Here is a 24,989-nt window from a genome sequence, read left to right as displayed (position 1 = left end):
CCCCATCACTTCACAGAGTCAAACCCGAACCAGAAAGCAGGTCACAATGACCAAGATCGCCGCCGAGTCCCTCCGCGAGGGTCAGCAGATCATCGTCAAGGGACTGACGTCCTTCTCCCGCATCGCCAAGGTCATCGACGGTGAGGCTCTCGCCGCCCGCATCAAGCAGGAGCGCGACCGCGGGGCCTACTACCCCACGGAAGTCCCGCACACCACGATCAGCCTCGTCGACGCGCAGGTCGCCTACGCCAACCCGGCGGCGCCGACGAACGAGGAGCTGTTCGTCTCGCAGAAGCTCTTCGCTCTGAAGAAGGGCGACAACGCTGGCCGCACGGGCTTCAGCATCGACAACAAGTCGACCACGCTGCCCGTCGTGCTCGAGCCGGACCCCGACAACGAGGGTCAGTTCCGCCAGGTCATCCTGGAGCGCGACCTCGCGAGCGACCTCCCGGTCACGCTCGTGATCAACGTCTTCGCGCCGAAGAACTACGCGAAGAAGGGTCTCGGTCTCCAGCAGGTCGTCGTGCACGAGCCCGTGCGCTACTACGGCTCCGCCGGCATCGACACCGCAGCCCTCCAGGCGCGTGGCATCGTCGTCAACGGCCCCGTCGTCACCGTCAAGGGTGCGACCCCTGCGGCAGCCCCTGCTGCCACCGCGGCGGCCGCGGCTCAGTTCCAGCAGGAGGCGCAGCTGACCGGCTTCCCGACCCCGCTGAACACCGGTGTCGACGCGAGCGGGTTCCCCGTCCCGATGCCGGGCGCGCAGGGCATCGCTCCTGCGGCAGCCCCGGCTGTCGCGCAGTTCCCGGTCTCGACCCCGGCTGCAGCGCCGGTGGCCCAGGCGGCTCCCGTCGCTCAGGTCGCACCCGTGGCTCAGGCTGCGCCGGCCGCCGCTCCGGCTGCGGCCGCCGCAACGGGCGAGACACCCGAGCAGGAGCTGGCTCGTCTGCGTCAGCAGCTGGCGAACTCCGAGGCCGCGAACCTCGCGTCCGGTGGCCCTTCGGCGTTCGACGGCGCCGTTCCGGCGGCTGCGGCTCCCGTGGCTGCGGGCGCCGGCTCGCTGTCGCCGTGGGACCTCCCCGGCCAGGCGCCGGCCGCGTTCCAGGGCTGACCCAGCCCACCCATGAAGAAAGGCCCGGTGCTTACGCCCGGGCCTTTCTTCATTTCACACCTTCCCCGACATCACGGAGTTTCGATGACGACCGCACCCGCCGCAACTGATCCCCGCACCATCGCGACCCAGGCGCTCACCTACTACGAGTCCGCGGACCCGAAGACCATCAGCCGCAGGGACACCATGACCGGCGATTCCTACAGCGTGCTCGATGCCGCCTCCCAGCTCGCGGCCGCGGTGCGTCTCCTCCTCGAGTCGCAGCCGTTGACGAGAGAGATGACCACGCCCGAGATGCTGTCGCATCTGCAGCTGGACTATCGCCCCTCCGTCGACGACGAGGAAGCACCCAGCTGGCACATCCGCGACCAGCACATCGAACGCGAGGAGGACTGATGAGCGCCAGAACGATCCCTGACGGCTTCTGGCCTCAGATCGATGACCAGCTCGCCCGCATCTCGACGGCACCCGTCGACACGTTCGACGCTGTGCGTGAGATCCTCCTCGATCCTCGATACGACCAGATCGTCACGGAGAACGACCGCAACGCCAAGCGCGTCTTCGACGCTGACTCGGCGTTCTTCGCCGGCTCCGGAGGGGACGCTCAGCTCAAGAGCGCCCTGATCCGCGGGCAGTGGCGAATCGTCCGCTTCTCCTCCTCGCACTACTACGTCATGCGCTCGATCCTCGGGGAGACACTGACGTACTGCGAGGGCGATGTCCTCCGCGGCGACCACATGTTGCCACCTCTGTCGTCGAACACCTCCTCTGAGCCCGTGGGTTTCCATCGCCTCTGGATCAAGAGTGCCTCGGCATCTGATCAGGGCGCGGCCACGGCCCCAGAGGGCGCGGCTAAGCAGCTGGAGACGTACACGGCTGCGGCTGCAGCTCGTCTTCCGCTGACGGAGTACGACGAGCTTCGCCGAGACCAGTGGGAACCGTGGTCTACCGCCCACCGCTGGACCCATGGTGTCGCATCGAGCGCTGACCGTCTCAAGAGTGCACTCGACCGTCCAGACACTGCGGGCAAGCCGCAGGCCATCGAGGCGGCGGCCAACGAGCTGCTGCGAATGCTCGGTCACCGATAACCCGAATTCAACTCTGCCCATGGAGGCATGCATGACCATCAAGTCGGACAGTGAGCAGACGCTTCAGCAGGCCCTCGCCGCGTGGGACGCGCTCAACCCGGGAGACCCCTCCGGGGAGGTCGAATCCGCCGCTGAGGCTCTCGCCGTGGCGGCTCGTGCGATCAGCGCGGCGCCGGTATGTACACGTTGTACACAATGCGGTCAGCAGGCAGAGGTGAAGAGCCCGATGCTCATCGCACGCGAAGCGATGGACCGCGCCTACGGCATCGACAGCCCATGGGAAGAGCCCAACCCGTACGGCGAAGAAGGGTTCACGCGAGCCCAGGCCGAGTCGGACATCGACGCTGACGAAATCATCTCCGTCATCGTCTCCGCCATCGAAGCCGATCGCGCGAACCGACGGATTCCCTCGCGCTTCGCCGCGACACCCGAGCACGAAGGACCCAGCAAGTGACCGTTTTCAGCCTCAACATCCAGATCGACGGCGACAAGGTCGCCACGTCGGCCGACGTCGCCGGCCATCTCCGCGCACTCGCGGACAGGCTCTCCGCCGAAGTCATCCCGATGGTCGAAGCGAACGCCCTGTCCCACGACCAGTACATCGCGCATTTCGATCGCAGCATCCAGGCGGACGGGCAGCTCGTCGGATCGTGGAACGTCGAGGAGCCGCTGCAGTACCTCGCCCAGAAGCGCTGGTTCCCTGAGGACTTCGAGTCGCGCCTCGAGGAGCGCATCGACGACGGAGTGATTCCGGAGCTCACCGAGTCGCAGAAGCGCGGAGTCATCGACTCCCTCACGACCGGCGACTGCAAGATCCTCACGAACTGCGATGACGACTGGGTCGCCGTGGACATCATCCTCGATGACGTTCTCAGGAATCAGGGATTCGTGACCTCAGATGAGGAGGGAGCCGAGTGAACACCGCGGCCCCCGATGACCCCTCGATGTCGGACGCGCACACCGATCCCGTCATGGTCGCCATGTGGAACGCGCAGCCGGAGCTCCCCGATGGCGAGAGCTACTTCGAGCCGACCATGACCATCTCGGTCACCGAGACGATCATCACCACATACAACGTCACCGAGTCACAGCTGGCAGCACTCTCGCTGCCATTCGATGCAGACGAGCTCGAGGAGCGTGACGGCGACTTCATCACCACCTCGCTCTCCGAGCAGCACGACGCCACGACCGAAAGCGTCATCGAACGCGATCTCACCTTCACCATCGCCAAGTAGTCGCCGTCGGCGCAGAGAGGAACCACGTGAGTCCCACCGACCCACGCTCCGCGTACCCGGAGTTCTACAACAACCCCATCATCGGCGCGATCGCCGGCATCCCCAGATGGACCGTGTCCGACAACGAGAAGGTCCCCATCAACATGCGGGAGCTCATGACCTCCGGCCGCATCTGGGGAGCGCACGAGATCAGCGAACAGTGCCTCGTGAGCCTTCCCGATCTCACGGACGCTCTCCCGTCGGCATCGAACAACGCCTTCTACCTGCGGGCGCAGACCGATGGTGTCCTCGTTCTCGACATCGAGCCGAAGTGCCCGCCGGAAGTGGCGCGGGAGCTCCTCGCTCTGCCGAACCTGTATGACGAGCTCTCGATGAGCGGCAACGGCTATCACCTCGTGATGCCGATGCCGGCCAACTTCTGGGACTACCCGATCGCCACCGGCAAGCTCGTGCTGAAGGAGACCCACGGCTGGTACGAGATCCTCCTCGACCACTGGGTCACCTTCACCCGCAAGCCCATCCCCGAAGGCCGCAGGGTGGACAAGAACTTCGAGCCGGGTGCATGGGAGCAGCTCTACGACTCCCTGGCCAAGAACGCTGTCGAGGCGCCCACCGTCGACTTCAACCTCGATGACACCAGGCCCGAGATACCCCGACGTGAGCAGATCCTCGATCTGATGACGCGGGTTGCCGTCACCAAGGGGATCGACGACTACCACGGTGACGCCTCCCGGTACGAGTTCGGCACTCTCGCGGTGCTCTTCAACCGACTGAAGACGATCCTCATCGCGATCCGGGAGGCCGAGCCGGACTTCGACTACAACGAGTCCGCGATCGCATGGCTTCTCTTTGAGGCCGCCACCCAGATCCTTCCGCCGCGCGACAAGCACATGGAGACGCGAAACGGCATGCCCCTCCTGCTCAACACCGCTGTCGCTCTCGTCGCGAGACGGCTCGGCGACCAGCAGGCCGAGGACGCCAAGGGATAGCTCCCCACCGCAGCACATCATCCAGAGCCAAGTCGCGGACACAGTCCGTGATGCGGCAGCCGCAAGCGCAGCGCGCAGCATTCGACAGAGCCTAGGAGGGCCCGTGTCACACCCCACAACTGAAGAGACGACGGATCCCAACGTCGTCCACGTCATCCAAAGCACGTATCACTCGCGTGATGAGGACGGTCGCCCCACCGCTACCGACAGCATCCTCGAGAACGAAGGATGGTTCGCCGATGCGGAGTCGGCCTCGATCCGATGCGCACAGCTCAATGAGCAGAACAGATCGATCTACGACGTGGCCATGAGCCGCGCCAGGCGAGATCGCGAGTCGAAGATCGCAGCGGCGGAACAGACGAACCGCGAGGCCGCCATCCTCCGCGCGAACGGCATCGAGAAGCCGTCCGTGTATGTGCCGGCCGAGTTCGTCCCGACACCTTTCGAGGGATACGTCCCTGACCACAGCCACACCAGCTACACGGTCATGTCGATCGACCGATCAGATCACGACGGCATCGCTCAGGCAGTGGATCCTGACTGACGCCATGGAAACGGGGGGCGGACACCGGGAACGGAACCGGTGTCCGACTCTGCGTTCCGCAGAAGTCTCTCTGGCCTCGTGGCCAGAGCAGCTGCGCAGTGCGCAGCCGGGAGTAGTTGCGACGACCGGAGCAGGGGCATAAGCCCTGCCCGGTGTCGCTGGAGGAAGGGCTCGCCTTCCACGGGGGACTTTCGTGTCCCCTTTCCAGTTTCGACTCGCCTGGCTGGAGGACTCGTGACCAGAAGAACCGTCATGGCCGGCCAGTTCGGACCTGCATCGCTTCGCAACGGAGCACGCAGCGTCTATGTCTGCCTCCCCGACACGACATCGATCCACCAACACGAACGCATCAGTGTCGTACTCGCTGGCCTCGTTCGAGCATCCGATCGACTGCTCTACGCGCCCGCGGCGAATACCGCGGCGCCTGTCATCGCATTCGCCGAGAAGTACGGCAACCCCGCCTCCTCGATCGTCGATGAGCGACCGCCGCCGGATCTGATCCTCATCGTGATCGACCCTCTCGGCGATAACGCCTCCGCACTCGAAGCTCGTGCTCTGGCGACCCACGGCAACTCCGACATCGTCATCGCCGAGTTGCCCGAACTCATCAGCACCCCGCTCTGACCCTCAGACCGCATCATCTCCGGCCCTGCCGACAAGACAAGGAAATCGACATGAAGTTCTCCGACACTCTCACCGAGATCGTCAGCCTCGACCTCAAGGTGGGCGCAGTCCCCGCCCTGATGGGCGAACCTGGGATCGGCAAGTCCTCGTTCGTCGAGAGCCTGGCAAAGGCGATGGACACGCGGGCGTTCACCCTCCCCTGCAACCAGCTCGCGGACAAGGCCGACCTCACCGGCGCACGCCTCGTGCCGTACGAGCACAACGGCGAGCAGAAGTGGAAGCAGGTCTTCTACCCGCACCAGGTGATCCAGGACGCGATCGACTACGCCAACGACAACCCGCGTGAGTGGCCGATTCTCTTCCTCGATGAGATCAACCGCTCCACTTCGGACGTCACCTCGGCCGCCCTCTCGCTTCCGACCCAGCGCAGCATCGGGTCGCAGGCGCTCCCGTCGAACCTTCGACTGATGATCGCCGGGAACACCAAGGGCAACGTCACCACCCTCGACCAGGCCTCGCTGTCTCGGTTCTCGATCTACAACGTCGAGCCTGACGCCCAGACGCTGATCAGCGTGCTGCCCAACCTCAACGCGTACGTCGCCGCCGTGCTCGCCAAGCACCCGCACCTGATCTTCGCCACGAGCACGCCGATGGTCGCGGCGATGGTCGACAGCGGTCCGAACGACGACGACGATGACGACGCACAGACCACGATGCTCATGACCGACATCATGGACGCCGGTGACGAGATGCTCCAGCTCACGACGCCTCGCACCATCGACGCCGTGAGCCGCTGGCTCAACGAGATCGACCCGTCCAAGCTCGCCGAGTGGATCCAGCAGACCACGGTCGCCGCAGACGGCTCCGAGGTCACGGTGCTCGCAGAGGCCGTCGAGGCGCACATCGGACGCACCGAGTTCGCCAAGCACTTGGTCGCCGAGATCGCGGTCGCGCTGAACTCCGGCGCCGCAGCCCAGCTGCAGCAGCTCACGGCTCCCAAGCCGAACTGCTTCACCGACCTCAAGGGCGCCCCGACGGTCGACCATCTCGAGGCGATCATCAACGGGCTCACCGACCACGAGAAGTCCGGTTCGCTGCTCTATGCGCTCTTCGAGCGTGTGGACAACAAGGTGATCGTGCAGCAGCTCGCGCAGCAGACCACCGAGCTGGAGCAGGCGCACGCCCGTCGTCTCATGGAACTGGCCATGGCGAACCAGCTCGAGGAGGACAACGTCACCGCGCTGTTCAACACGAGCACGCCCGTCGGCGAGACCGCGAAGGCGATGCTCAGCGCCTTCATGTGACACCCACGGAGGGCCCTACCCACTCGGGTAGGGCCCTCCACCCACTCGTCGAGTACCCCGACGAGCCGATTCGAACCGAGGAGGAGACGTGACCCTCACGCTCAGCGGGCAGAAGCCCGCCACCATCAGCCCCGTGTACACGCTCCCGATCCGGGGTGCTTACGACCCGCAGGCCGCCATTCGTCGTTCCATCATCGAGCCCCTTTTCGAACCGCTCGTGCCCGGCGGATCCGTTCGCGTCACGAACCAGAAGAACTCCTCGCTCGACGAGGACGACATCGAAGGGCTGTTCTGCAGCACCGTCGGTCCCACCGCGAACGCCGCAGCAGATCAGGAGATGAAGACGCTCCTGCAGCAGGGCCTCGTCAACTACGACTCCACCAACCCCCTGCTGGTCAACGAGATGTTCGTCGTGCAAGCTGGCCACGCCAACCGCATGCCGCCGGCGTCCAAGGCCATGTACACCCCTCAGCACGACATCATCCCCTCCGCCAAGAACCTCCTCGCGGGGAACGCGAAGGATGACGGTGAGTTCTTCGCCAGCATCGCCTACACCTACCACCCGGAAGCCCTCGGCTTCTGGTTCATGAGCGCCGCGCACTTCGACGATTTCAAGGCGTGGCTCATGCTCGAGCTCGCAGTCCTCGGACCGGTGCTTCCGCCGGACACGACGCGGCTCATCGGCGACTTCGCGAAGACGTCGCTCACCGGGCTCCTCGAGGGGTACGTGCTCCGCAAGGACGACACCGACGGCAACGACGACTACTCGTTCGCCCGACTCATCGTCCACATGCTGATGAAGTACCAACAGCAGAGCACAGCCGCAGGCTCCCCTCAGGGCGTCGGCACCCTGCCGTTCGTCGTGTCCGAGCTGTTCAACCCTCGAACCATCCTCCTGGTCAACGTCGAGGCCCACGCCCGATCGACCCCTCGAAAGGTCGACAACGAGTGGCGTCTCATCAACGCGTCGATCGCCTCACCCGTCAAGGTCATCTCGAACAAGGCTCTGAGCAAGCTGACGGCCCTGCCACGTGCAGCGGCTAAAGCCCGCGCTGTCGCCGCGAACGCTCAGACCAACGCGGGGGCGAAGAACGGCCGATCGGCGAAGATCATGTTCCGGAAGCAGGCGCCCACCAAGGTGGACATCCTCAACGGTCTCCTCCGCGTGCTCAAGCGCATGAAGGAGGTCAGCCGATCGACGAACATCCTGAAGAAGTCGCGCACGAGCTACGCACGTGCGAACCGCCGCGACGCGATGGACTACAACCGGCCGGGACGGGTCACCTCGACCCACTACCTGCCCGACCTGCATGTGTACATCGACACCTCGGGATCGATCTCGGAGGCGAACTACCAGCAGGCGATCATGATGCTGATTCGCCTCGCGAAGATGATGAACGTGAACCTGTACTTCAACTCGTTCTCGCACATGATGTCGCAGGAGACCCTGCTGAAGACGAAGGACAAGTCCGTCGCGCGCATCTGGGAAGAGTTTCGCAAGGTCCACAAGGTGGGCGGTGGCACCGAGTACAAGCAGATCTGGGAGTACATCAATGCCTCGGAGAAGCGCAAGCGCCGACTCTCGCTCGTCGTCACCGACTTCGAGTGGACCGCCCCGAGCCAGCGCTTCGAGCATCCCGCGAATCTCTACTACGCGCCCTGCTCGAGCATGAACTGGTCGATGATCACCGGCAACGCGAAGGACTTCACGAACTCGATGCGACACATCGATCCGGCCATCCACCAGAAACTCATCGGCCTGGTCGTCTGACCAGGCACGACTGAGACGGCAAGACCAGCGAACGGCCTCGGCCGCGGAACGTCACCCAACGGGCGCTCCGCGGCCGAGGCCGTTCGCAGTCACACTCACGAGAGGAAATTACCCGCCATGGGTCTCCACAACATGACTTCCAACGATGACGACACGAACGGAACCGGGGCCGGATCCGGCTCAGGTGGCGGCAACGGCGGTGCGCCGACGCTGCCCTCGTTCCCGCCGATGACCACCGCCACAAGGGGCGTCACGGACATCGCCGAACTTCTCATCGACTACAACGAGCGCTTCAAGGCTGCAACGCCTGCGCTGTTCCGCGATGCTCTCATCGCTCAGACGATCTCCGTCCTGATCGGCAAGAGCAAGCCCAACCCGCTGCTCGTCGGTCCCGCCGGTGTCGGAAAGACCCGCATCGTCGAGGAGATCGCCCGGGCGATCGCAACCGGAAACCCGCTCATCCCGTCGATGCTGCGTAAGTCGACCGTCTACGAGCTCCCGCTGAGCAACCTCGTCGCCGGCGCCGGCGTCGTGGGTCAGCTCGAGGAACGACTCGCGATGCTCGTGGACTGGGCGTCTGACAAGACGAACGACGCGATCCTCTTCATCGACGAGATTCACCTGCTCCAGGACAGTCACGACCCCGTCTACAAGAAGGTGTCTCAGATCCTGAAGCCCGCTCTCGCGCGCGGTGAGATGCGCGTCATCGGCGCGACGACGATGAACGAGGCGAAGGCTTTCGATGATGACCCCGCATTCCAGCGGCGATTCTCGCGGCTCGTCGTGGACGAGCTCACCCGCGACCAGGCCACGCAGATCCTGTTCGCCGCTCGTCCTTCGTTCATCGCCCACTACGACCACAAGGTCGCGATCGACGACGACGTTCTCACGAAGCTCGCCGTTATCGCGGACGAGAACTCGCGCGCATCGTCGCATCGTCCGGACACCGCCCTCACGCTGCTCGACCGGGCGATGGCTGATGCCATCGTCACCCACAGCAACGCGATCGCCATGGCGAAGGCCCAGGGTCAGACCCAGGCTGCTCAGGCTCTTCAGCAGGTTCCGGTACTTCCGCTCAGTGAGAAGAAGATCCGATCTGTCGCCGTCCGCCTCATGACGGGCATGGCGACGAAAGAGGCCTTCAACGAGGTCGAGATGCTGGAGGGGCTCAAGCGCCTCAAGGGTCAAGACGCAATCGTCGAAGACATCATCGACGCGCTGCGCCGGGATGACCTCGGAGCATTCCCGAGGAAGCGTCCTATGGCCTGGATGTTCGCCGGGCCGTCCGGCGTCGGGAAGACGGAGTCGGTGAAGCTCATCGCTTCGCAGCTGACCAACCAGCCGCCGATCATGCTCAACATGGGCGAGTATGCCCACGAGCATGACGTTTCGCGACTGATCGGATCCGGACCCGGCTACGTCGGGAGCACTTCGGACAAGGAGCTGCCTTTCGACACCCTCGAATCGAACCCCTATCGCGTGATCCTCCTCGACGAGTTCGAGAAGGCGCACAACGTCGTTCGACGCCTGTTCCTCACTGCCCTCGATGAGGGATGGATGCGGATGGCCGGAGGCAAGATCGTGGACTTCTCGAAGACCATCATCATCGCCACCACGAACGCCGGCCGAGACGCCATCGGTCGCAAGGGCATCGGGTTCACCTCACCGACAGCTCAGGGGCCGCTGAGCCGCCAAGAGCTGACGCGAGCGCTTCAGGATGCGGGCTTCGAGCCGGAACTCCTCGGCCGATTCTCCAAGCTCGTGCCTTTCCAGCCGTTGAGCCGGGACACGTACCAGGAGATCCTCGTCGCAAGCTACGCGCGAGAGCGTGCTCGCATCGAGGAGTCCGATCCCGTCACCGCCAGCTACATCCCTGAGCCGATCGATCCCGATCTGCTGGCGAAGACCGTCGAGGCCACGTTCCTGCCCGACCAGGGCGCACGACCTGCAGAACAGGCCGCGCGGCAGCTGATCGAAGACGCCGTCATCGCCGTGCGCTTCGCTCCGGCGGCAACACCCGGTGGCACCGGGTCGGGGGCTATTTCCGACGAGGAATAGTCGCTCGATGTGGGGCGGAAGGGGCGACCCCTCTTCCGCCCCGCTCTCTTCGCGATCGCCTCGCGACAACGCACGTTCCCCACGAAAAACCACCCCGCCTTCGGGCGTAAATCACCAGAGAGAAGTCAGACGATGCCTATCCTGCTCGATGATCTCACCACCACGACCGTCCGCAAGGTCAAGGCCCTCGATCCGAAGTACTTCAGCGCCGAGCTGACGGGTTCCGGAAAGGCCGTCGGCCTGCTCAACTCCTCCGTCCACCCGGGACGGTACCCCGCCGGCCACAGCGCGTCGACGATGTCGGCGAAGGCCGTGCTCACCAAGGGCAAGAGCTACGGCTCCAAGAACACCACGTTCACCATCCCGCTCGGCATCCTGGCCCCGTACTCCGTCGAGCACAACGCCAACCGCGGTCTCACCTACCCGGTGCCGTTCGACACCGACCGGTTCGAGGTCACGGAGAACGCAACGAAGTACGACTTCGACGTCTTCTTCGACATCACCCCTCAGGGCATCGTCCTCCACAAGGACGAGAGCGGCGACAAGGTCATTCGTGACCTGCGGATCCTGTACCGCATGGAGCTGTACACGCTGGCCAAGGGCTCCACGAGCGAGCGCGTGAAGCTCGTGTCTCGTGCGACCCGTCCGACTGCGGGACCCTTCGGCGCCGCGGACGAGTTCGCGATGATGCAGTACAGCTACGCGCCGCTCGACGATGTCGAGGAGTTCATCAAGAACGCCACGCACCTCATCTCCGCCAACCCCGGGAACGGTGTGTACGTCGACATGGCAGAGCTCGGCACCTGGATGGCGACCTACGACGTCCACGAGCGCATCTGCCGGCTCGCCGAGACGTGGTCGGGAGACGGTGTCGCCGACATCCTGTCGACGCACATCACCGAGCTCTACGCCAAGGGTCGGCCCGACCAGGCGGCGCTTCACCACCTCAGCCTGCAGCTGCGCTACCTCGAGTCGTACAACGTCTCGCTGAGCGCATACCGTGCGATCCACGCCACCATCAACGGCGTGTGCCCGCCGAACGATGCTCGCGATCTCAGCAAGCAGAACCTCAACCTGCTGATGTCGCACACGCTCGAAGAACTGCGATCGCTGAAGGGCCAGCTGGCTACCCCGTCAGGGACGCCGGCAACGCCGTTCGTGCTCCCCGCGCATTTCTCCGTCCAGCAGCGGGCAGCGATCTCCACCCCGGAGCCGCTGACCCTGGTGCAGGCCGGTGCGGGCACCGGGAAGTCCACGGTCATCCTCGGTCGCATCGAGCACCTGGTCGCTCACGGCGTGGACCCCTCGAAGATCACCGTGCTGTCGTTCACGAATGCGGCAGCCGATAACATCGTCGAGCGCAACCCCGGTGTGCACGCGATGACCATCGCGAAGATGATCCACGAGATCTACGCGCTGAACCACCCGGAGCACGAGCTGTCGTCGATCGACACGATCCTCAACAGCCTCGACATCTTCTTCCCGAACGACGACGTGGCGCGGGGCTTCCGCGGCATCATGCTGGACGTGAAGAAGCTGAAGCCGGGGTCGACGACCATCCTGAATGCGTTCATCGAAGCCCACCAGGCTGCGGTGATCGCCATGCTCGACCGCATGCGCCAGACCTGCCTGGAGCTGGAGATCGTGCTGGCCTACCAGCAGATCGACACCATGCTCGAGCCGCAGGGTGTGCAGTCGGAGTACCTCATCATCGATGAGGTGCAGGACAACTCGATCTTCGAGTTCATCTACCTGCTCAAGTACGTCGCGAAGCACCGCGAGAACCTCTTCATCGTCGGCGACGCGTCGCAGACCCTGTACGAGTTCCGTGCCTCGAACCCGAAGGCGCTCAACGCGCTCGAGGAGTCGGGGGTCTTCTCGACGTTCCAGCTGACGACGAACTACCGGAGCAACCAGGAGATCCTGGACTTCGCGAACGTCCACCTGGCGGACATCGAGGCCAACGCGGCAGCCGGACTGCAGCTGCAGGCCAACTCGCTGGTCGTGCCGACGGCCGACTCCTTCCGGGAGAAGGTCACGCTCGACTACCAGCAGCTGAAGTACATCTCGAAGTTCCGAGAGGAGTTCCTTCCGGGCTTCATCGCCCGCAACACTCGCTCCTACATCGAGCAGTGCCTCGCGCGCGGCGAGCAGGTCGCATTCCTCGGCTACAAGCGCGGGGACATCCTGGTCATCGAGAAGGAGCTGCAGAGCATGTTCCCGAACGAGCACGTCGCGAACCTCATGAGTGACAAGACCTACAGCACCACGGTGTTCTCCCAGTACATCAAGATGTTCTGGAACGACGTGATGCAGGTCGACCCGGCCGATGCCGCGTTCGTCATCTACAAGGGGATCAACGATAACCTCGCGACGCTGTCCAAGCAGCACGAGGCGGCCGCCCCGCACGTGAAGCGGATGACCTCGGATTGGTGGTCGAAGAACGGCACCACCATCAACGGGTGGCTCGGGCTGTTCCAGATGGGGCAGATGACGTCGGACCAGTTCTACGATCACCTCCAGGACAACGTCCTGAAGTTCGAGATCGCCCAGAACGGCATGAAGCAGACCCTCACCAACAGCAAGAACCGTGAGCGCAAGGAAGCCAACATCCAGGCGAATGCGAAGCTGGTGGTGAGCACCGTTCACGGTGCGAAGGGTCTCGAGTTCGACAACGTCGTGGTCATCCACCAGTTCGACTCCGCGATGGACGAGGACGAGAAGCGTCTGTACTACGTCGCCTTCACCCGCGCGATGAAGACGATGTACGTGCTCTCGTACGGCAACGTGCCCAAGCCCCGCATCGAGTCGGACTACGACATGCTCGTAGCCGCCCTGGAGAAGCGTGACCAGCTCATGGTTCTCCAGGCTCAGGGCATCAACACCGACTCGCTGTCGGACGATGATGTCGCTCTCGCCCTCGCCACCCTCGCCGCCTCGGCGGTGGATCAGGATGGCTCGGGAGACCCGATCGACGTCGCGCTCGACGTCGCCACCGCCCAGGCGGAATTCACCGAAGAGCTCGCACGTCTGGACTCCTCGGAGGCCGACGCCGTGCTCGCCGGTGCGATCGGGGGCACCGACAGTGCCGATGAGCCGGCACTCACCGCGGCCGCGGCCTAGCCGCAGCCCAACACAAGAGAGAGGGGTGATCCGCAAGGGTCGTCCCTCTCTCTTGTTCCCGCGACCGCTGGGTCGCCCCTTTCACTTCACAGGAGCGCCTGGCTCCGCGCGACCACAGTCGTCGCGCACCGGTGCATCTGCCTCGATACACACCGACAAAGGAGCCGCCGTGCCCAAGTACCAGATCGTGTCCCAGTCGATCCTCTCCCCCGCCGGCGACCATCGGTGGGTCCGATCGGTGGACGACAACGGCGCGAAAGCGACGATCGTCGATGCCCCGTCCCTCCTCGAGGCGGCGAAAGCATTCGAGCGGGAGCACGCCAACACAGCCGTCCCGCCCAGGCTCGTGAGCATCGAAGAACTCGTGTCGACCAACGTCGAGACCCTCAGCGACGAAGCGCTGACCTTCGCTCTCCGGAACAACGACACCCCCTTCGACTTCGACGACTACGAGGGTCAGAAGATCTTCAGCGGCGGCGACTTCGACAGCATCGTCGAGGACATCGCCGATGCGCTGCACAACTGCGGACTGGTCCCGGGGCTGACCGTCTCCATCCAACGCGATGACAACCTCGCATTCGAGTGGTGCATGCTCGAAATCCACGACCGCGCGACCGGGACTTACCGTGCCGCAGGATGCGGCCCTGAGTCTCTCATCGACGACGAATCTCTCACCGGCCTCGCCGGGCTTCTCTCCGTCGCACGCGCCCTCATCGAGATCGTGCAGACCGAGAACCTCCTCTGACCTCACCGCTGCGCTCGCGCAGATTCATACGAAGGACGCACCATGAGCTCCCCCACTTCGAACCCTGGCGCACGCGCCCAGAAGACCGTCCACTCGGCCGTTGTCATCGACGAAACCGTCGTCGTTCTCGACGAGACCTTCGAAACCCCCGCCGCACGGCGCAGCGCGATCGTCGATCTCCTGCTCGCGAACCACGATGAGGTCACGCCGGAGGACGTCGTCGAGATCCTTGCGCCGTATGGCGGCGCGGATGCAGACAGTGCACTCGTCGAGGTGGTGAACGAATACGTCCAGGTGGGCGTCGACATCACGGTGCACCTCGGTACGCGGCAGCTGGACGCCGGACCCGCATCCCTCTTCACGGTCCTCACGGACTACGGCGACGGCACCACGACCATCACGCACCACCCGAGCCACGACGGCCTCCTTCAGGAGCTCCGGACGCGTGCCGCTGAGATCACCGGACCCGACTCTGAAGACCAGTTCGCTGCTGCTGACGAGAAGACCTGCATCGCAGCCATCGGCCGGAACCTCGTCCAGACCGGTGGGCGTCTCTACGTCATGAGCGCGAATCGTCAGGACGAGGGCGAGACCTACACCGGTCACGACGTCACGAGCTGACAACCCGCACCACCCCACAACGCACCCAGGAGGTGATCCCGCATGGCTACGGAGAACCCGACTCCCTCGCCGGCGAACATGCCCCGCCGCTCCCCCGTCGCGACGCCGGAGAGCCGATTCCGTCGCGGTGAGATCTGGATGGTCGTTGCCGACCCCCAGACTCCAACCGTCGGCAACGAGCTCTGGAGCAACCGTCCGGCGATCGTCGTATCGAACAACGTCCTCAACTCCAATTCCGGAGTAGCTCAGATCGTCTACGTGACCACCGCTTCACGGAAGCGCTCTGGCCCCACACACGTCGAGATCCCAGCGCCCGATGGCAACGGCGGAACCGCCTTCGCTCTCTGCGAGCAGATCCACACGGTCGACGCCTCCCGCCTCCAGCGGAAGATGACCATCCTCGAGCCCGAGTACTTCCGCGAGCTCGACGCCGCGATCGCGCTGTCGCTGAGTCTTCGTCGCAATCCCGACACCTACAGCCTCTTCAACAAGTGGGAAGAGCAGGTGAAGGTCCACGGCATCGACATCGCCGCAGAGATCAGCGCCCTGGCTGGCCACACCGCCGATCAGCGGGTCGAGGCACTCAGCAGGGCGCTCACCCTCGTCGCCGCTGAGCGCGACGCGTTCCAGGCCCTCTATGAGGCGGGACGCCATCGCGGCGCCGCTCTCGACGAGGTCTCAGCTGCACTCGAGGCTCACACGAGCCACTGACCGCCTCCGCCACCGCGGTCGCGACATCACGCGACTCGAAAGGACGGCAGATGGACGGTCACCGCAGAACCCTGTCGTTCCTCGTCGATGCGACCGGCACCTCCCGCAGGCTGCGCGCCCTCGTCGCGATCGGATACGGCCAACCCGGACTCGCTCAGCGACTCGGGATCTCGGTTCAGTCGCTCTCCCTGATTCTCCTCGGACATCAGAAGTCCGTCGACGCACGACTGCGATCAGCCGTCGCCGATCTGTTCGTGGACACCTGGTCGCATCCGATCGACGGTCCATCAGGTGAGCGATCGCGCACCATCGCACGAGCGCACGGATGGTTCGGCCCACTCGCGTGGGACGACATCGACGACCCCGCCTCGATGCCAAACGTCGACGGAGGGCATCAGGAGATCGATGCCGAGGACGAGGAAGACCCAGACGCCGAGAAGCGCGAGCCAGAGCTCCACCTCGATGAGATCGCCGTGGAGCGAGCTCTGCGGGGTGAACGCGTCAGGCTCACGCAGCACGAGCGCATGGCTGTCGTCACGGAGCTCCACTCGCGCCACTGGAACGACCACCGCATCGCCAGGGCGCTGCACATCGACCCCCGATCGGTACTCCGCATCCGGAAGCACCAGCTCAAGCTGCCGGCTTGGCCGATGAAAGACCAAGAACAGGACGAATACGCATGAACACCGACTCGATGAAGACGATGAAGAAGCTGCTCGAGGCGAACACCGCCTCTGGTCAGCGCCGCCTCGTCGACGTGTTCCGCGATTTCTGCGAACTGTCAGCGCTCTCCCTCCGCAACGGCGCCGACCTTCACGGTCGACACACCGGAGGCGGCTGGGACACGCGAGAAGCACGATACCTCGAGATCGCCGGCGGATACTCGCAGGAGGAAAACGAGAGATTCGCCGAGCTTCTCGCACACGTCGTGGTGACCCTCGAGGAGGGACTCGACGACGTCCTCGGCAACCTCTACATGAGCCTCGAGCTTGGCAACGGAGGCCTCGGCCAATTCTTTACGCCGTTCAGTATTAGTACCGTCATGGCCAAGATGACCGTCGCGGACATCGCCAAGGCGCAGAATCGCCCCGAGATCATCACCATCCAGGAGCCGGCCTGCGGGAGCGGAGGGATGGTGCTCGCCGTTGCCAACGAGCTGCGCGAGATCGGCGTGAACTACCAGCAGGAGATCCACGTCACGGCGACCGATGTCGACATCGTCGCGGTCCACATGACCTACATCCACTGCGCGCTGGCGTTCATCCCCGCCCACATCGTGCACGGCAACACCCTCACGACCGAGGTCTTCAGCGTCTGGCCGACTCCTGCTCACATCATCGGCGGCTTCGACTGGAAGCTGCGCCGGCTCGACCGCGAGTGTGCCGCCTCGGATGTCGGGGGCGACGGCGAGAATACCGCCACACCCGCTGTGCACCCCGAAGGGGCCACCACGACCGTCTAGACGATGGTCGACACCACTATCGACCATCGTCTTTTCGTGTTCGCCTTACGGCTAGGCGAGATCCGACGATAGACCATATGGAGATCGGAGAATCGTGACAAGCACTTACATCGAGACCGGCGGACAGGTCCGCGTCTACGACAACGCCGTCAGGGCGCATGAGAGTTTCCCTCTCGGCACGTACCGCGTGCAGTTCAGCTCGAAGGAAGGGTTCAGCCTGATCCAGGTTGAGGACCTCTCCGTGGGCGACGAGCGCGTCTACGGAGGCCGGGACAAGAAGGTCGACAAGATCTTCCGTTCCTACGGGCTTTCGGACCGCAGCCTGGGCGTGATGCTCTCCGGTGACAAGGGGATCGGCAAGTCTCTGTTCCTGCGCATGGTCGCTCAGAAGGCGCGCGACAACAACCTGCCCGTCGTGATCGTGACGGAGGACAACGACGGCATCGTCGACTTCCTCGACAGCCTCGATGAGTGCCTGATCGTCTTCGACGAGTTCGAGAAGACCTTCCCTGCGGGTCGACGTGGGCTGAGCGATGGAATCAACCGTCAGAACCAGTTCCTGTCGCTCTTCGACGGCCTCTCGTCCGTGAAGCGCATCTACTGCCTGACGGTCAACGACGTCGCCGATGTCAGCACGTACATCGTCAACCGTCCGGGTCGCTTCCATTACCACATGCGTTTCGACTACCCCGGTCCCGATGAGGTCCGTCAGTACCTCGCCGACCAGGCGCCGGACGCTCACCCGGACGAGGTCGAGAACGTCGCCCTGTTCTCGCGCCGCGCGCGCCTGAACTACGACCACCTTCGCGCCATCGCGTTCGAGCTGCAGCAGCCCGATGCGCTGTTCGCCGAGATCGTCGAGGACCTCAACATCAAGTCCGTCGACCCGAGCACCTACAAGGTCGAAGCGCGCTTCCCTGATGGCAAGATCTGGGCGGACGAGATCGAGATCAACCTCTTCGAGCGCGGCGACGTGGGTCACACGTACGAGCTGAAGAACTCCAACCGGTCGATCTTCGTCTCCTTCCGTGCCACGGACCTCGTGTTCGAGAAGGACGGTGGCATCCACGCCCCGATCGAGAAGATCCACCTGCTCGACGACTACGACGACGAGCCGGAGGTCTACCCGATGAGCCTCAGCCTGACCCTCGTCGGCCAGGCCACCTACGGGTTCGGACTCTGAGCCCAGGCGCACGCCAACCCCTCGGCCCCGCCCCCGTCTGCGATCGATCATCGATCCGGGCGGGGGCGGCGTCGTTCACCCTGCACTTCCCGCAAGAAAGCGAAAATCCTATGACCACGGAGACCTCTGCGCGTCCCGAGAACCCCTACGCGAGGGCCTACGCGAACTTCCTCGAGCAGACCGCCGGGCACCAGCTCACCGTCATCGTCGACGACGGACTGAATCGCCGGCTCCGAGTCGGCGCTCCCGACAGCAACATGTGGAGCTGGTCCGTCCACACCTGGGACATGCACTGGGCGATGGTGGGTGACGTCGCCAACGGCTACACGTTCCGCCGAGACACCGACATGATGGCGTTCTTCGATAACGGCTCCCGTTCGCGACGCTACAAGGCTGATGGCGCCCCGAGCGTTGACTTCAGATATTGGGCCGAAAAGCTCGCAGGGCGCACCGACGTCAGGGTGTACTCGGCCGAGAAGTTCCTCCGTCTCGTCACTGAGCACCTCGAGGAGGATGAAGACCTCGGTCTCGAGGCCCAGCGCATCCACGCCGCGATCGAGTCGGTCACCAAGCGCGTCTGCGCGCGCAATGGAGTCGACTACGACGCGTACGTCGCGAAGCTCCGTGCCGGCGAGAAGGGTGAAGCCCTCTTCGACGGCATCGAACTCGACGAGGATGACGACGACGAGATGGAGTACTTCGGCCAGGAGTTGCCCGAGCAGTCACCGGAGCTGCGCCGCACCATGCTGATCGAAGACGCGCGGTTCTACTCCGAGACAGAAGCGTCGGCCCACGAGTGGGTCCAGGAGCACGAAGACACCTTCGGTTCTGACGCCCACTGGGAGTGGAGCTTCCGTGACTTCGACGTCCACTTCCTGTTCGCATGCTGGGCTATCGAGCTGACCGTTCGGCTCTGGCGTGAGTACGAGAAGACGCCCGAAGCGATCGCCCACCGGGCGGCCGTCGCGGACACGATCAAGATCAGCGACGACGCCCTCAAGGCCGTCCTCGAGATCGCCAGCCGCGGTCTCCTGAAGGAGATCGGAGCGATCGACGCCCGACACCACTACTTCCCGCACGAGCTGGAAGAGATGAATGCACGCTTCGAGAACGCTCAGCTCGGTATCGACGCTCTCCGCGCGGTGCAGCACGCACGCGCCACCTCGAAGGCTGCAGAGACCGCGCACGCCGCGTGAGTCATCGAGGGGTGGCCGACCGGTCACCCCTCAGACACCGCCTCACACCGCCCAAGGAGGGCCAATGCCTGCCATCGCAGTAGACCCCGACACCGGCGCCCTGAGAGGCACACCGCCGGACCGTAGAGCGTTCACCTACCCGCTCGTGCCGTTGGCAACGCTGAGTGAGGACGCCCGCATCCTCTACCGCCGTGCCGGTCAGAGGCTCGACCGGGACCTCTTCGCGAAGGACTGGCGGTACAAGTACGTCAGCCACGAGGAGAAGAAGTCGTTCCAGCCCACGCCTCGCATGCTCGATGCAATCGCCGAGTTGGAACGTGCCGGCTACGCCACCTACGACACCACGTACGGGAACCTGTTCCTCACTCGCACGGCGCCCGAGTACTCCTACGCTCTCGGGCGCGGTGGGAACCTCATCACCGTGGAGGCTTTCGACAGCCACCCGATGATCGACAACCGTCTCCTCGCTGTGCTCATCGGCGGCGACCTCGAAACACTCGATTCATCCAGCGGAGCGATGACCAACGTTCGGCTGCGCACCCGCCATGACAGCGCGGTGGACTTCGAACACGACTCGAGCGACACCGCGTACCTCACCGTCGCGAACCCCTCGCTTCCGGTGTTCCGCGGACTCGGTCACTTCAGCTTCGTCGGGGTGCTCACGGAATCGAGGATGTACCCCCTCGGCACGAACCCCGATGAGCAATCGGATGGCGACACAGAGAACAGGGCGCCGGCTCTGTGCGCGAGGTGCAATCAGGTTCACCCGTTCCTCCCCGGCTCGCCGCCGGCCGACGAAACACCCGCGCAACCGCGACTGGTAACCGTCCAGGTGCGGCCCTTCAGGGCCGAACTCGTGCACGACCCCTCGCGGCCAGCCCCCACCCATCGGGATGCCCCGGCTGAGGGCGAAGGGGCACCCTAGGCGGCCCGACTCGCACATGCACCGCCACGGGCGGCGATCACCCATTCGGGCCGGTCGCCGCCCGTTCCCGTCCCCACGCCTTCAGAGAGGTTGACCCATGTCCACATCCGCGAACACGTCCATCTCGCTGGAGGACGCCGCACAGATCACCGCGATCGACGGCAGCCCCCGATACGGGAGCATCTTCACGTTGCGCCGGATGGCGCAGCTCGGAAAGCTCCCGACGCAGCACGACGCGACCTCCGACACGACACTCGCGACGGTCACCGATCTCGAGCAGTTCCGCGAGAAGGAACTCCGACGGGGTGATGATGCGATCAGCGCGGTCGCCGAGATCGAACGTCAGGCGCACGCGCCCTCCGACGCCGTTCTGGCGTGGATGGCATCTCACGGCGATGCCCGTCACGGAGATGCGATCGCGAAGCGCCGCCTGAAGAAGCGCGAGAAGCTGCCCACGTCCGCGAAACTCCGCAAGCTCACCCCGAGCCAGTTCGCGAAGGCGTGGCGAGAAGGCGGCCACGGCCCCGCACCGACATTCGACTGACCACGAGAGGGTCCTCATGGCCGACACCGACCGCACACGGATCTTCACGCGCAACGAGTACGTCCGTGAGGGTGCGATCACCCACCACGACTACTTCGCCCAGTTCGTCACCGAGGACACCATCCGACACGTCCTCCTCTGGTTCACCCCGGAGATTCTCGCCGACGCTCTCGCCGCCGATGAGCATCTGAACTCCATCCCGCTCGCGCGCTGGGACGCCATGACGATCAACGAGCTCGACAGCCGCCATCCCGGCTCGGTCCACCGTCGTGGCCGATTCTCTGCGCGTATCCCGTTCGATCGTGTCGCCGTCGCCTCCGCCAGGGACTACATCACGCGCGCGGGACTCACCTGCATCGCGAAATGCGCCGCCAGGATCATCATCGACCGGCACGCGACGCTCGTGCCGCAGGCCGCCTGAAAGGGGTATCCGTCATGCTCACCCGCCTCCCCAACCACCCCGCCACGACCGGCGCCGGCCGCATCGGCGGCTACATCCCTCAGGGGTGCGCACCGTTCGCCATCCCCGACCACGAATGCAACCGCGATGGCGTCTGCGTACTCCACAACGGGGATCCCGTTCGCGTCGAGTCCGCATGGCTGCGCCCCTCGGACGGCTTCGTCTTCCTCTACGTCACGTCCGTCGTCACGAACATCGCGACCCACATCCCTGCATACGACTACCTCGCTATCGACCGGATCATCGTCGGAGCGCCTGGTGAGCCTGCTGCGTGGGACCCGATCAGGCGCAATCGGAACGCGGACGTCGATTCGGAGGTGGCGGCATGACGGCCCCGTTCGAGATCGATCTCGACTGGCTTGAGATGGCGGCCCAGGAGGCCACACCCGGACCGTGGGAGCTTGACCACAACCTGCCGTTCTCGACAGAGATCCAAGGGCTGTTCCAGCCCGAGCTCAAGCGGTACGTCGTCGGCCACACGTTCGACGGGCTCACCCTCACTCCGCAGGACGGCGTGTACCTGCAGCTGCTGGACCCGACGACAGTGCTCCAGATCATCGCTCACATTCGCGACCTGGAAACCCAGGTCGCCGCCCTCACCGCGGCCGCGGCCGCAGGACCGAAAGTAGACGCCGATGCCTGAACACACAGACCTGGTGAACTCACTCATCGCGGACGATCTGTCGAGTGCGGCAGACGACGTGCGCTCTGCGCTCACGCGGTATCTGGAGATCGCCGAGATGGCCGCAGAGCTCGACCCCACGCCGATCTCCTACCAGCAGTCGACGGTGCTATACGACACGGTGCAGTACACGCTTGAGAACGTCAATGCCCTGTCGCGCTTCCGAGGTGATCACGTGCTCGTAGAAGCGCGCAACGCGGAGCATCCGTACCTCGAGATGATGATGCTCGCAGCGTCGCCACACTGGGAAGACCGCATCCGAGCCAAGGCGCTCCACCTCGATCTGGATCGAGAGATCACTCTGCCTGACGACTTTCCGTGCATCTACGAACCGGCAGACTCCCCCAGGCGTAGAAGCGCTCACCACGCCAAGCCGTTCGTCTGGGTCGCGTCCGCGGACGAGGCGCTCCTGCACCAGGTGCTTCCTCACTACCGGGAGCTGTGGGATTCCCATCAGGCCCAGTGGCCTCACTCGCCCAACCGCGAGTTCGTGGTCGGCCGGCTCAGCGGGATCGAGCCGTACGCCGTCTTCCGCCCCGGTGCCACGATCGCCGATGTCATCGGAAAGACGTTGCTGACCCATCCCGACATGTACGAACGAGCGCCGAAGCATCTCCAGGAGATGAGCTTCCGCCACCGCGCCAAGAACACGAAGAACTGAGAGGCTACCCATGGCCAAGAGCACCCCACACCAGCCTGAACTGGTGAAAACGACCGTCCGCGCGCTGGTCGTCATGGAAGTTGCGGCGAGCAAAGACCAGACCGCCGAGGAGGCCGCCGAGAAGTGGCTGCAGACGTTCGCCGACATCCTCACCGATGACGACGCATCGTTCCGCGAGGACTACGGCACCGACGAGAAGACGCTCCTTGCCTGGCTCGCCGATGAAGACGGGGACGCCCTCGAGCCGACCACCGGCGGCTACGAAGGGCCGTTCGTGCTCTCGACCAAGGTGCGCCCCGCATCCTCTCCCGTCGGAGATGGGGTCGACTGGCACATCATGATGGGCGACAACTTCGCGCGGAGCGCGAGTACGAGCGACGACCCCGTCGTCAAGGCTGAGCGATCAGCTCAGGCCGCGCGGTACTACGCGATCGCCGCAGAGCTCGCGCCCCTGAGGTGACACCGCCCATCACGCAAAGAAGCCTCGCGGCATAGACCGCGGGGCTTCTTCTTTTCCTCCGACCTAAACGTGAGCCGGGTTCAGGAACGCTCGGGCGAAGCGCTGCCCCTTCTCCGCGATTCTCCCGAAGTACGCATCGAGGACCGTGGGTGACGAGTGAGATGTCGGGGCCGACGCGGCCCGAGGGTCATCGGCGTAGTGTCTGTCGATCGCGTCACGCAGCATACGCATCGCCTCCGAGCGATGTTGAGACACTGCGGCATGTGAGACGCCGATCTCGGCGGCGATGTCCTTGACCGTCCGATCATCGAAGTAGATGGCATGAATGATGAAACGCTTGCGATCGGGGAGCGCGTCGATGGCGTGATGCAGCAGCTCGTCACGCTCGGCGTACATCGCGGACTCTTCGGGCATATCGCCAGCCCAGATCACGTCGACTGCAGCAGGGACGTCGAGACTCGTCACAGTGCGCCCTGCATCCTCGAGCCCCTGCTTGACCGCCGACGTCGCAACACCCATCGCTTCGGCGATCTCCGCGATGGTCGGACGGCGACCGAGGGTGGTGGAAAGCGTCTCCTGCACGCGAGTCGTCGCCTTGGCTCGCGCTCGCGCCTCCGCCGGCGCCCAGTCCATCGAGCGCAGCTCATCCAGCATCGCCCAGTTGATCCGCTCCCTCGCGTAGGCCCCGAAGGGCACCCCGAGCGACTCGTTGAACTTCTCCGCAGCGCGAACGAGAGCGAAGGCCCCTGCGGCCGCGAGGTCATCCCTCGGCGCCTGCGTCAGCTTCGCCGCAATATGTGCGGTGGCCGCACCCACGATGTGCAGGTGGTCGACCACGAGCTGATTGCGTGCTCGCAACGGCATCGGACTTGCTCTCTTTCACTGTCAATGCAAGCCCCCCAGCTGCCTACAGCGCGAACCACTCCCATAGTGGTTGAATTTTCATTCATCCACATACTAAGCACACTCGGCGGACGAAAAAGCCCCGAGCACGAATACTCGGGGCTTCCTCGTTTACGATCGGATTACGATTCCGGATCAGGTGGGCTACGCCTTGACCTCTTCATCCGTCTGGATGTGCCGGTTGACCTCTCGCGTGGCGGAGAACTTGAGGACGGTGTAGTCCTTGACCTCGCCGCCGGCGTCGTCCTTGGCGAACTGGACGCGGTGTCCCTTGTGGGTCTGCGGGTAGAACTTCCCGAAGTTCGTGAGGGTCACCGTGTTGCCCTGCGCGACGAGATCGAGAAGCTCGTCGATGAGCGCCTGGTACGCCTTCTGAGCGATGTTCGGGGATACTCCGCCGCGGCGTGCGAAGCGCTGGATGAACTCGCGCTTGCTGACGCGCTTCTCGGCGTCGCGCCCGGTCGTGCTCTTGCCGGTGCTGTCGGCCGTTGAGGTTGTGCTCATGTGCCTACCGTCCAATGGGATACTGCTCGTCGCCGAGCGTCTTGTGCCCAGGCCAGCCGTGTCCACGGCTACCCGAGGCCCTAAT

General features: G+C 64.5%; 29 protein-coding genes. 27 read left to right on the top strand and 2 right to left on the bottom strand.

All coding sequences use genetic code 11. From position 1 onward, the window contains the following. Positions 1-46 precede the first annotated feature (46 nt). The 27 genes from RQG77_RS14230 (at position 47) to RQG77_RS14100 (ending at position 23,497) form a co-directional block, all read left to right on the top strand. Positions 47-1,111: a hypothetical protein gene (locus tag RQG77_RS14230; RefSeq protein ID WP_311245289.1), complete on the top strand. Its 1,065-nt coding sequence runs from the start codon at positions 47-49 to the stop codon at positions 1,109-1,111. Positions 1,112-1,195: 84 nt separating this feature from the next. Beyond that, on the top strand, positions 1,196-1,507 hold the full coding sequence (locus RQG77_RS14225; RefSeq protein ID WP_311245288.1) for a hypothetical protein: 312 nt from the start codon (positions 1,196-1,198) through the stop codon (positions 1,505-1,507). After that, positions 1,507-2,199, top strand: coding sequence for a hypothetical protein (locus RQG77_RS14220; protein WP_311245287.1), 693 nt, complete (start codon positions 1,507-1,509; stop codon positions 2,197-2,199). Before RQG77_RS14225 ends, RQG77_RS14220 begins: the two co-directional genes overlap by 1 nt. 31 nt (positions 2,200-2,230) lie before the next feature. Beyond that, a complete protein-coding gene (locus RQG77_RS14215; RefSeq protein WP_311245286.1) occupies positions 2,231-2,653 on the top strand; it encodes a hypothetical protein in 423 nt (140 codons plus the stop codon). Beyond that, positions 2,650-3,117: a hypothetical protein gene (locus RQG77_RS14210; protein ID WP_311245285.1), complete on the top strand. Its 468-nt coding sequence runs from the start codon at positions 2,650-2,652 to the stop codon at positions 3,115-3,117. The genes RQG77_RS14215 and RQG77_RS14210 overlap by 4 nt, the downstream gene beginning before the upstream one ends. After that, positions 3,114-3,434: a hypothetical protein gene (locus tag RQG77_RS14205; protein ID WP_311245284.1), complete on the top strand. Its 321-nt coding sequence runs from the start codon at positions 3,114-3,116 to the stop codon at positions 3,432-3,434. The genes RQG77_RS14210 and RQG77_RS14205 overlap by 4 nt, the downstream gene beginning before the upstream one ends. A 26-nt stretch (positions 3,435-3,460) precedes the next feature. Next, complete coding sequence (locus RQG77_RS14200) at positions 3,461-4,423, top strand: hypothetical protein (protein WP_311245283.1); 963 nt, start codon at positions 3,461-3,463, stop codon at positions 4,421-4,423. Between the two features lie 103 nt (positions 4,424-4,526). Beyond that, positions 4,527-4,967 (top strand): hypothetical protein, encoded by a 441-nt coding sequence (locus tag RQG77_RS14195; RefSeq protein WP_311245282.1) that lies wholly within the window; start codon positions 4,527-4,529, stop codon positions 4,965-4,967. Between the two features lie 234 nt (positions 4,968-5,201). Then, positions 5,202-5,591, top strand: coding sequence for a hypothetical protein (locus tag RQG77_RS14190; RefSeq protein WP_311245281.1), 390 nt, complete (start codon positions 5,202-5,204; stop codon positions 5,589-5,591). A 50-nt stretch (positions 5,592-5,641) separates the two neighbouring features. Continuing rightward, the gene (locus tag RQG77_RS14185) at positions 5,642-6,895 is read left to right on the top strand and encodes an AAA family ATPase (protein ID WP_311245280.1); all 1,254 of its coding nucleotides are present in this window, start codon (positions 5,642-5,644) and stop codon (positions 6,893-6,895) included. Between the two features lie 88 nt (positions 6,896-6,983). Then, entirely contained in the window at positions 6,984-8,666 is a 1,683-nt protein-coding gene (locus RQG77_RS14180; protein ID WP_311245279.1) for a hypothetical protein, read from the top strand. Positions 8,667-8,798: 132 nt separating this feature from the next. Further along, complete coding sequence (locus RQG77_RS14175; protein WP_311245278.1) at positions 8,799-10,724, top strand: AAA family ATPase; 1,926 nt, start codon at positions 8,799-8,801, stop codon at positions 10,722-10,724. Positions 10,725-10,856: 132 nt separating this feature from the next. Further along, positions 10,857-13,847 (top strand): ATP-dependent helicase, encoded by a 2,991-nt coding sequence (locus RQG77_RS14170; RefSeq protein ID WP_311245277.1) that lies wholly within the window; start codon positions 10,857-10,859, stop codon positions 13,845-13,847. A 169-nt stretch (positions 13,848-14,016) separates the two neighbouring features. Further along, entirely contained in the window at positions 14,017-14,592 is a 576-nt protein-coding gene (locus tag RQG77_RS14165) for a hypothetical protein (protein ID WP_311245276.1), read from the top strand. A gap of 42 nt (positions 14,593-14,634) precedes the next feature. Beyond that, the gene (locus RQG77_RS14160; protein WP_311245275.1) at positions 14,635-15,213 is read left to right on the top strand and encodes a hypothetical protein; all 579 of its coding nucleotides are present in this window, start codon (positions 14,635-14,637) and stop codon (positions 15,211-15,213) included. A gap of 42 nt (positions 15,214-15,255) precedes the next feature. Next, positions 15,256-15,924: a type II toxin-antitoxin system PemK/MazF family toxin gene (locus RQG77_RS14155; protein ID WP_311245274.1), complete on the top strand. Its 669-nt coding sequence runs from the start codon at positions 15,256-15,258 to the stop codon at positions 15,922-15,924. Positions 15,925-15,974: 50 nt separating this feature from the next. Beyond that, positions 15,975-16,607, top strand: coding sequence for a hypothetical protein (locus RQG77_RS14150; protein ID WP_311245273.1), 633 nt, complete (start codon positions 15,975-15,977; stop codon positions 16,605-16,607). After that, positions 16,604-17,386: an N-6 DNA methylase gene (locus tag RQG77_RS14145; protein WP_311245272.1), complete on the top strand. Its 783-nt coding sequence runs from the start codon at positions 16,604-16,606 to the stop codon at positions 17,384-17,386. The genes RQG77_RS14150 and RQG77_RS14145 overlap by 4 nt, the downstream gene beginning before the upstream one ends. Positions 17,387-17,480: 94 nt before the next feature. Then, entirely contained in the window at positions 17,481-18,569 is a 1,089-nt protein-coding gene (locus tag RQG77_RS14140; protein ID WP_311245271.1) for an AAA family ATPase, read from the top strand. 110 nt (positions 18,570-18,679) lie between these two features. Further along, positions 18,680-19,765: a hypothetical protein gene (locus RQG77_RS14135; protein WP_311245270.1), complete on the top strand. Its 1,086-nt coding sequence runs from the start codon at positions 18,680-18,682 to the stop codon at positions 19,763-19,765. A gap of 64 nt (positions 19,766-19,829) precedes the next feature. Continuing rightward, on the top strand, positions 19,830-20,690 hold the full coding sequence (locus RQG77_RS14130) for a hypothetical protein (RefSeq protein ID WP_311245269.1): 861 nt from the start codon (positions 19,830-19,832) through the stop codon (positions 20,688-20,690). 97 nt (positions 20,691-20,787) lie between these two features. After that, the gene (locus RQG77_RS14125; protein WP_311245268.1) at positions 20,788-21,234 is read left to right on the top strand and encodes a hypothetical protein; all 447 of its coding nucleotides are present in this window, start codon (positions 20,788-20,790) and stop codon (positions 21,232-21,234) included. A 16-nt stretch (positions 21,235-21,250) separates the two neighbouring features. Further along, positions 21,251-21,655: a hypothetical protein gene (locus RQG77_RS14120; RefSeq protein ID WP_311245267.1), complete on the top strand. Its 405-nt coding sequence runs from the start codon at positions 21,251-21,253 to the stop codon at positions 21,653-21,655. A 14-nt stretch (positions 21,656-21,669) separates the two neighbouring features. Beyond that, positions 21,670-22,023: a hypothetical protein gene (locus RQG77_RS14115; RefSeq protein ID WP_311245266.1), complete on the top strand. Its 354-nt coding sequence runs from the start codon at positions 21,670-21,672 to the stop codon at positions 22,021-22,023. Further along, positions 22,020-22,337 (top strand): hypothetical protein, encoded by a 318-nt coding sequence (locus RQG77_RS14110; protein WP_311245265.1) that lies wholly within the window; start codon positions 22,020-22,022, stop codon positions 22,335-22,337. The genes RQG77_RS14115 and RQG77_RS14110 overlap by 4 nt, the downstream gene beginning before the upstream one ends. Then, the gene (locus tag RQG77_RS14105; protein WP_311245264.1) at positions 22,330-23,037 is read left to right on the top strand and encodes a hypothetical protein; all 708 of its coding nucleotides are present in this window, start codon (positions 22,330-22,332) and stop codon (positions 23,035-23,037) included. The genes RQG77_RS14110 and RQG77_RS14105 overlap by 8 nt, the downstream gene beginning before the upstream one ends. Before the next feature lie 43 nt (positions 23,038-23,080). Then, entirely contained in the window at positions 23,081-23,497 is a 417-nt protein-coding gene (locus RQG77_RS14100) for a hypothetical protein (RefSeq protein WP_311245263.1), read from the top strand. Between the two features lie 63 nt (positions 23,498-23,560). Here the strand turns inward: RQG77_RS14100 and RQG77_RS14095 are convergent, their stop codons facing one another. Next, positions 23,561-24,361, bottom strand: a complete 801-nt coding sequence (locus tag RQG77_RS14095) for a sigma-70 family RNA polymerase sigma factor (protein WP_311245262.1) — start codon at positions 24,359-24,361, stop codon at positions 23,561-23,563. Between the two features lie 183 nt (positions 24,362-24,544). Then, entirely contained in the window at positions 24,545-24,904 is a 360-nt protein-coding gene (locus tag RQG77_RS14090) for an HU family DNA-binding protein (RefSeq protein WP_311245261.1), read from the bottom strand. Positions 24,905-24,989: the final 85 nt, after the last annotated feature.

Origin of the sequence: Microbacterium sp. WCS2018Hpa-23 (genome assembly GCF_031843845.1) — a bacterium.
Classification (GTDB): domain Bacteria; phylum Actinomycetota; class Actinomycetes; order Actinomycetales; family Microbacteriaceae; genus Microbacterium.
This window is presented reverse-complemented; position numbering and strand designations above follow the sequence as displayed.

Excerpts from the sequence above, each read along its gene's own strand:
- RQG77_RS14230 (WP_311245289.1), top strand. The coding sequence starts at position 47 with ATGACCAAGATCGCCGCCGAGTCCCTCCGCGAGGGTCAGCAGATCATC.
- RQG77_RS14225 (WP_311245288.1), top strand. The coding sequence starts at position 1,196 with ATGACGACCGCACCCGCCGCAACTGATCCCCGCACCATCGCGACCCAG.
- RQG77_RS14220 (WP_311245287.1), top strand. The coding sequence starts at position 1,507 with ATGAGCGCCAGAACGATCCCTGACGGCTTCTGGCCTCAGATCGATGAC.
- RQG77_RS14215 (WP_311245286.1), top strand. The coding sequence starts at position 2,231 with ATGACCATCAAGTCGGACAGTGAGCAGACGCTTCAGCAGGCCCTCGCC.
- RQG77_RS14185 (WP_311245280.1), top strand. The coding sequence starts at position 5,642 with ATGAAGTTCTCCGACACTCTCACCGAGATCGTCAGCCTCGACCTCAAG.
- RQG77_RS14175 (WP_311245278.1), top strand. The coding sequence starts at position 8,799 with ATGACTTCCAACGATGACGACACGAACGGAACCGGGGCCGGATCCGGC.
- RQG77_RS14170 (WP_311245277.1), top strand. The coding sequence starts at position 10,857 with ATGCCTATCCTGCTCGATGATCTCACCACCACGACCGTCCGCAAGGTC.
- RQG77_RS14160 (WP_311245275.1), top strand. The coding sequence starts at position 14,635 with ATGAGCTCCCCCACTTCGAACCCTGGCGCACGCGCCCAGAAGACCGTC.
- RQG77_RS14155 (WP_311245274.1), top strand. The coding sequence starts at position 15,256 with ATGGCTACGGAGAACCCGACTCCCTCGCCGGCGAACATGCCCCGCCGC.
- RQG77_RS14150 (WP_311245273.1), top strand. The coding sequence starts at position 15,975 with ATGGACGGTCACCGCAGAACCCTGTCGTTCCTCGTCGATGCGACCGGC.
- RQG77_RS14145 (WP_311245272.1), top strand. The coding sequence starts at position 16,604 with ATGAACACCGACTCGATGAAGACGATGAAGAAGCTGCTCGAGGCGAAC.
- RQG77_RS14135 (WP_311245270.1), top strand. The coding sequence starts at position 18,680 with ATGACCACGGAGACCTCTGCGCGTCCCGAGAACCCCTACGCGAGGGCC.
- RQG77_RS14130 (WP_311245269.1), top strand. The coding sequence starts at position 19,830 with ATGCCTGCCATCGCAGTAGACCCCGACACCGGCGCCCTGAGAGGCACA.
- RQG77_RS14125 (WP_311245268.1), top strand. The coding sequence starts at position 20,788 with ATGTCCACATCCGCGAACACGTCCATCTCGCTGGAGGACGCCGCACAG.
- RQG77_RS14120 (WP_311245267.1), top strand. The coding sequence starts at position 21,251 with ATGGCCGACACCGACCGCACACGGATCTTCACGCGCAACGAGTACGTC.
- RQG77_RS14115 (WP_311245266.1), top strand. The coding sequence starts at position 21,670 with ATGCTCACCCGCCTCCCCAACCACCCCGCCACGACCGGCGCCGGCCGC.
- RQG77_RS14110 (WP_311245265.1), top strand. The coding sequence starts at position 22,020 with ATGACGGCCCCGTTCGAGATCGATCTCGACTGGCTTGAGATGGCGGCC.
- RQG77_RS14105 (WP_311245264.1), top strand. The coding sequence starts at position 22,330 with ATGCCTGAACACACAGACCTGGTGAACTCACTCATCGCGGACGATCTG.
- RQG77_RS14095 (WP_311245262.1), bottom strand. The coding sequence starts at position 24,361 with ATGCCGTTGCGAGCACGCAATCAGCTCGTGGTCGACCACCTGCACATC.
- RQG77_RS14090 (WP_311245261.1), bottom strand. The coding sequence starts at position 24,904 with ATGAGCACAACCTCAACGGCCGACAGCACCGGCAAGAGCACGACCGGG.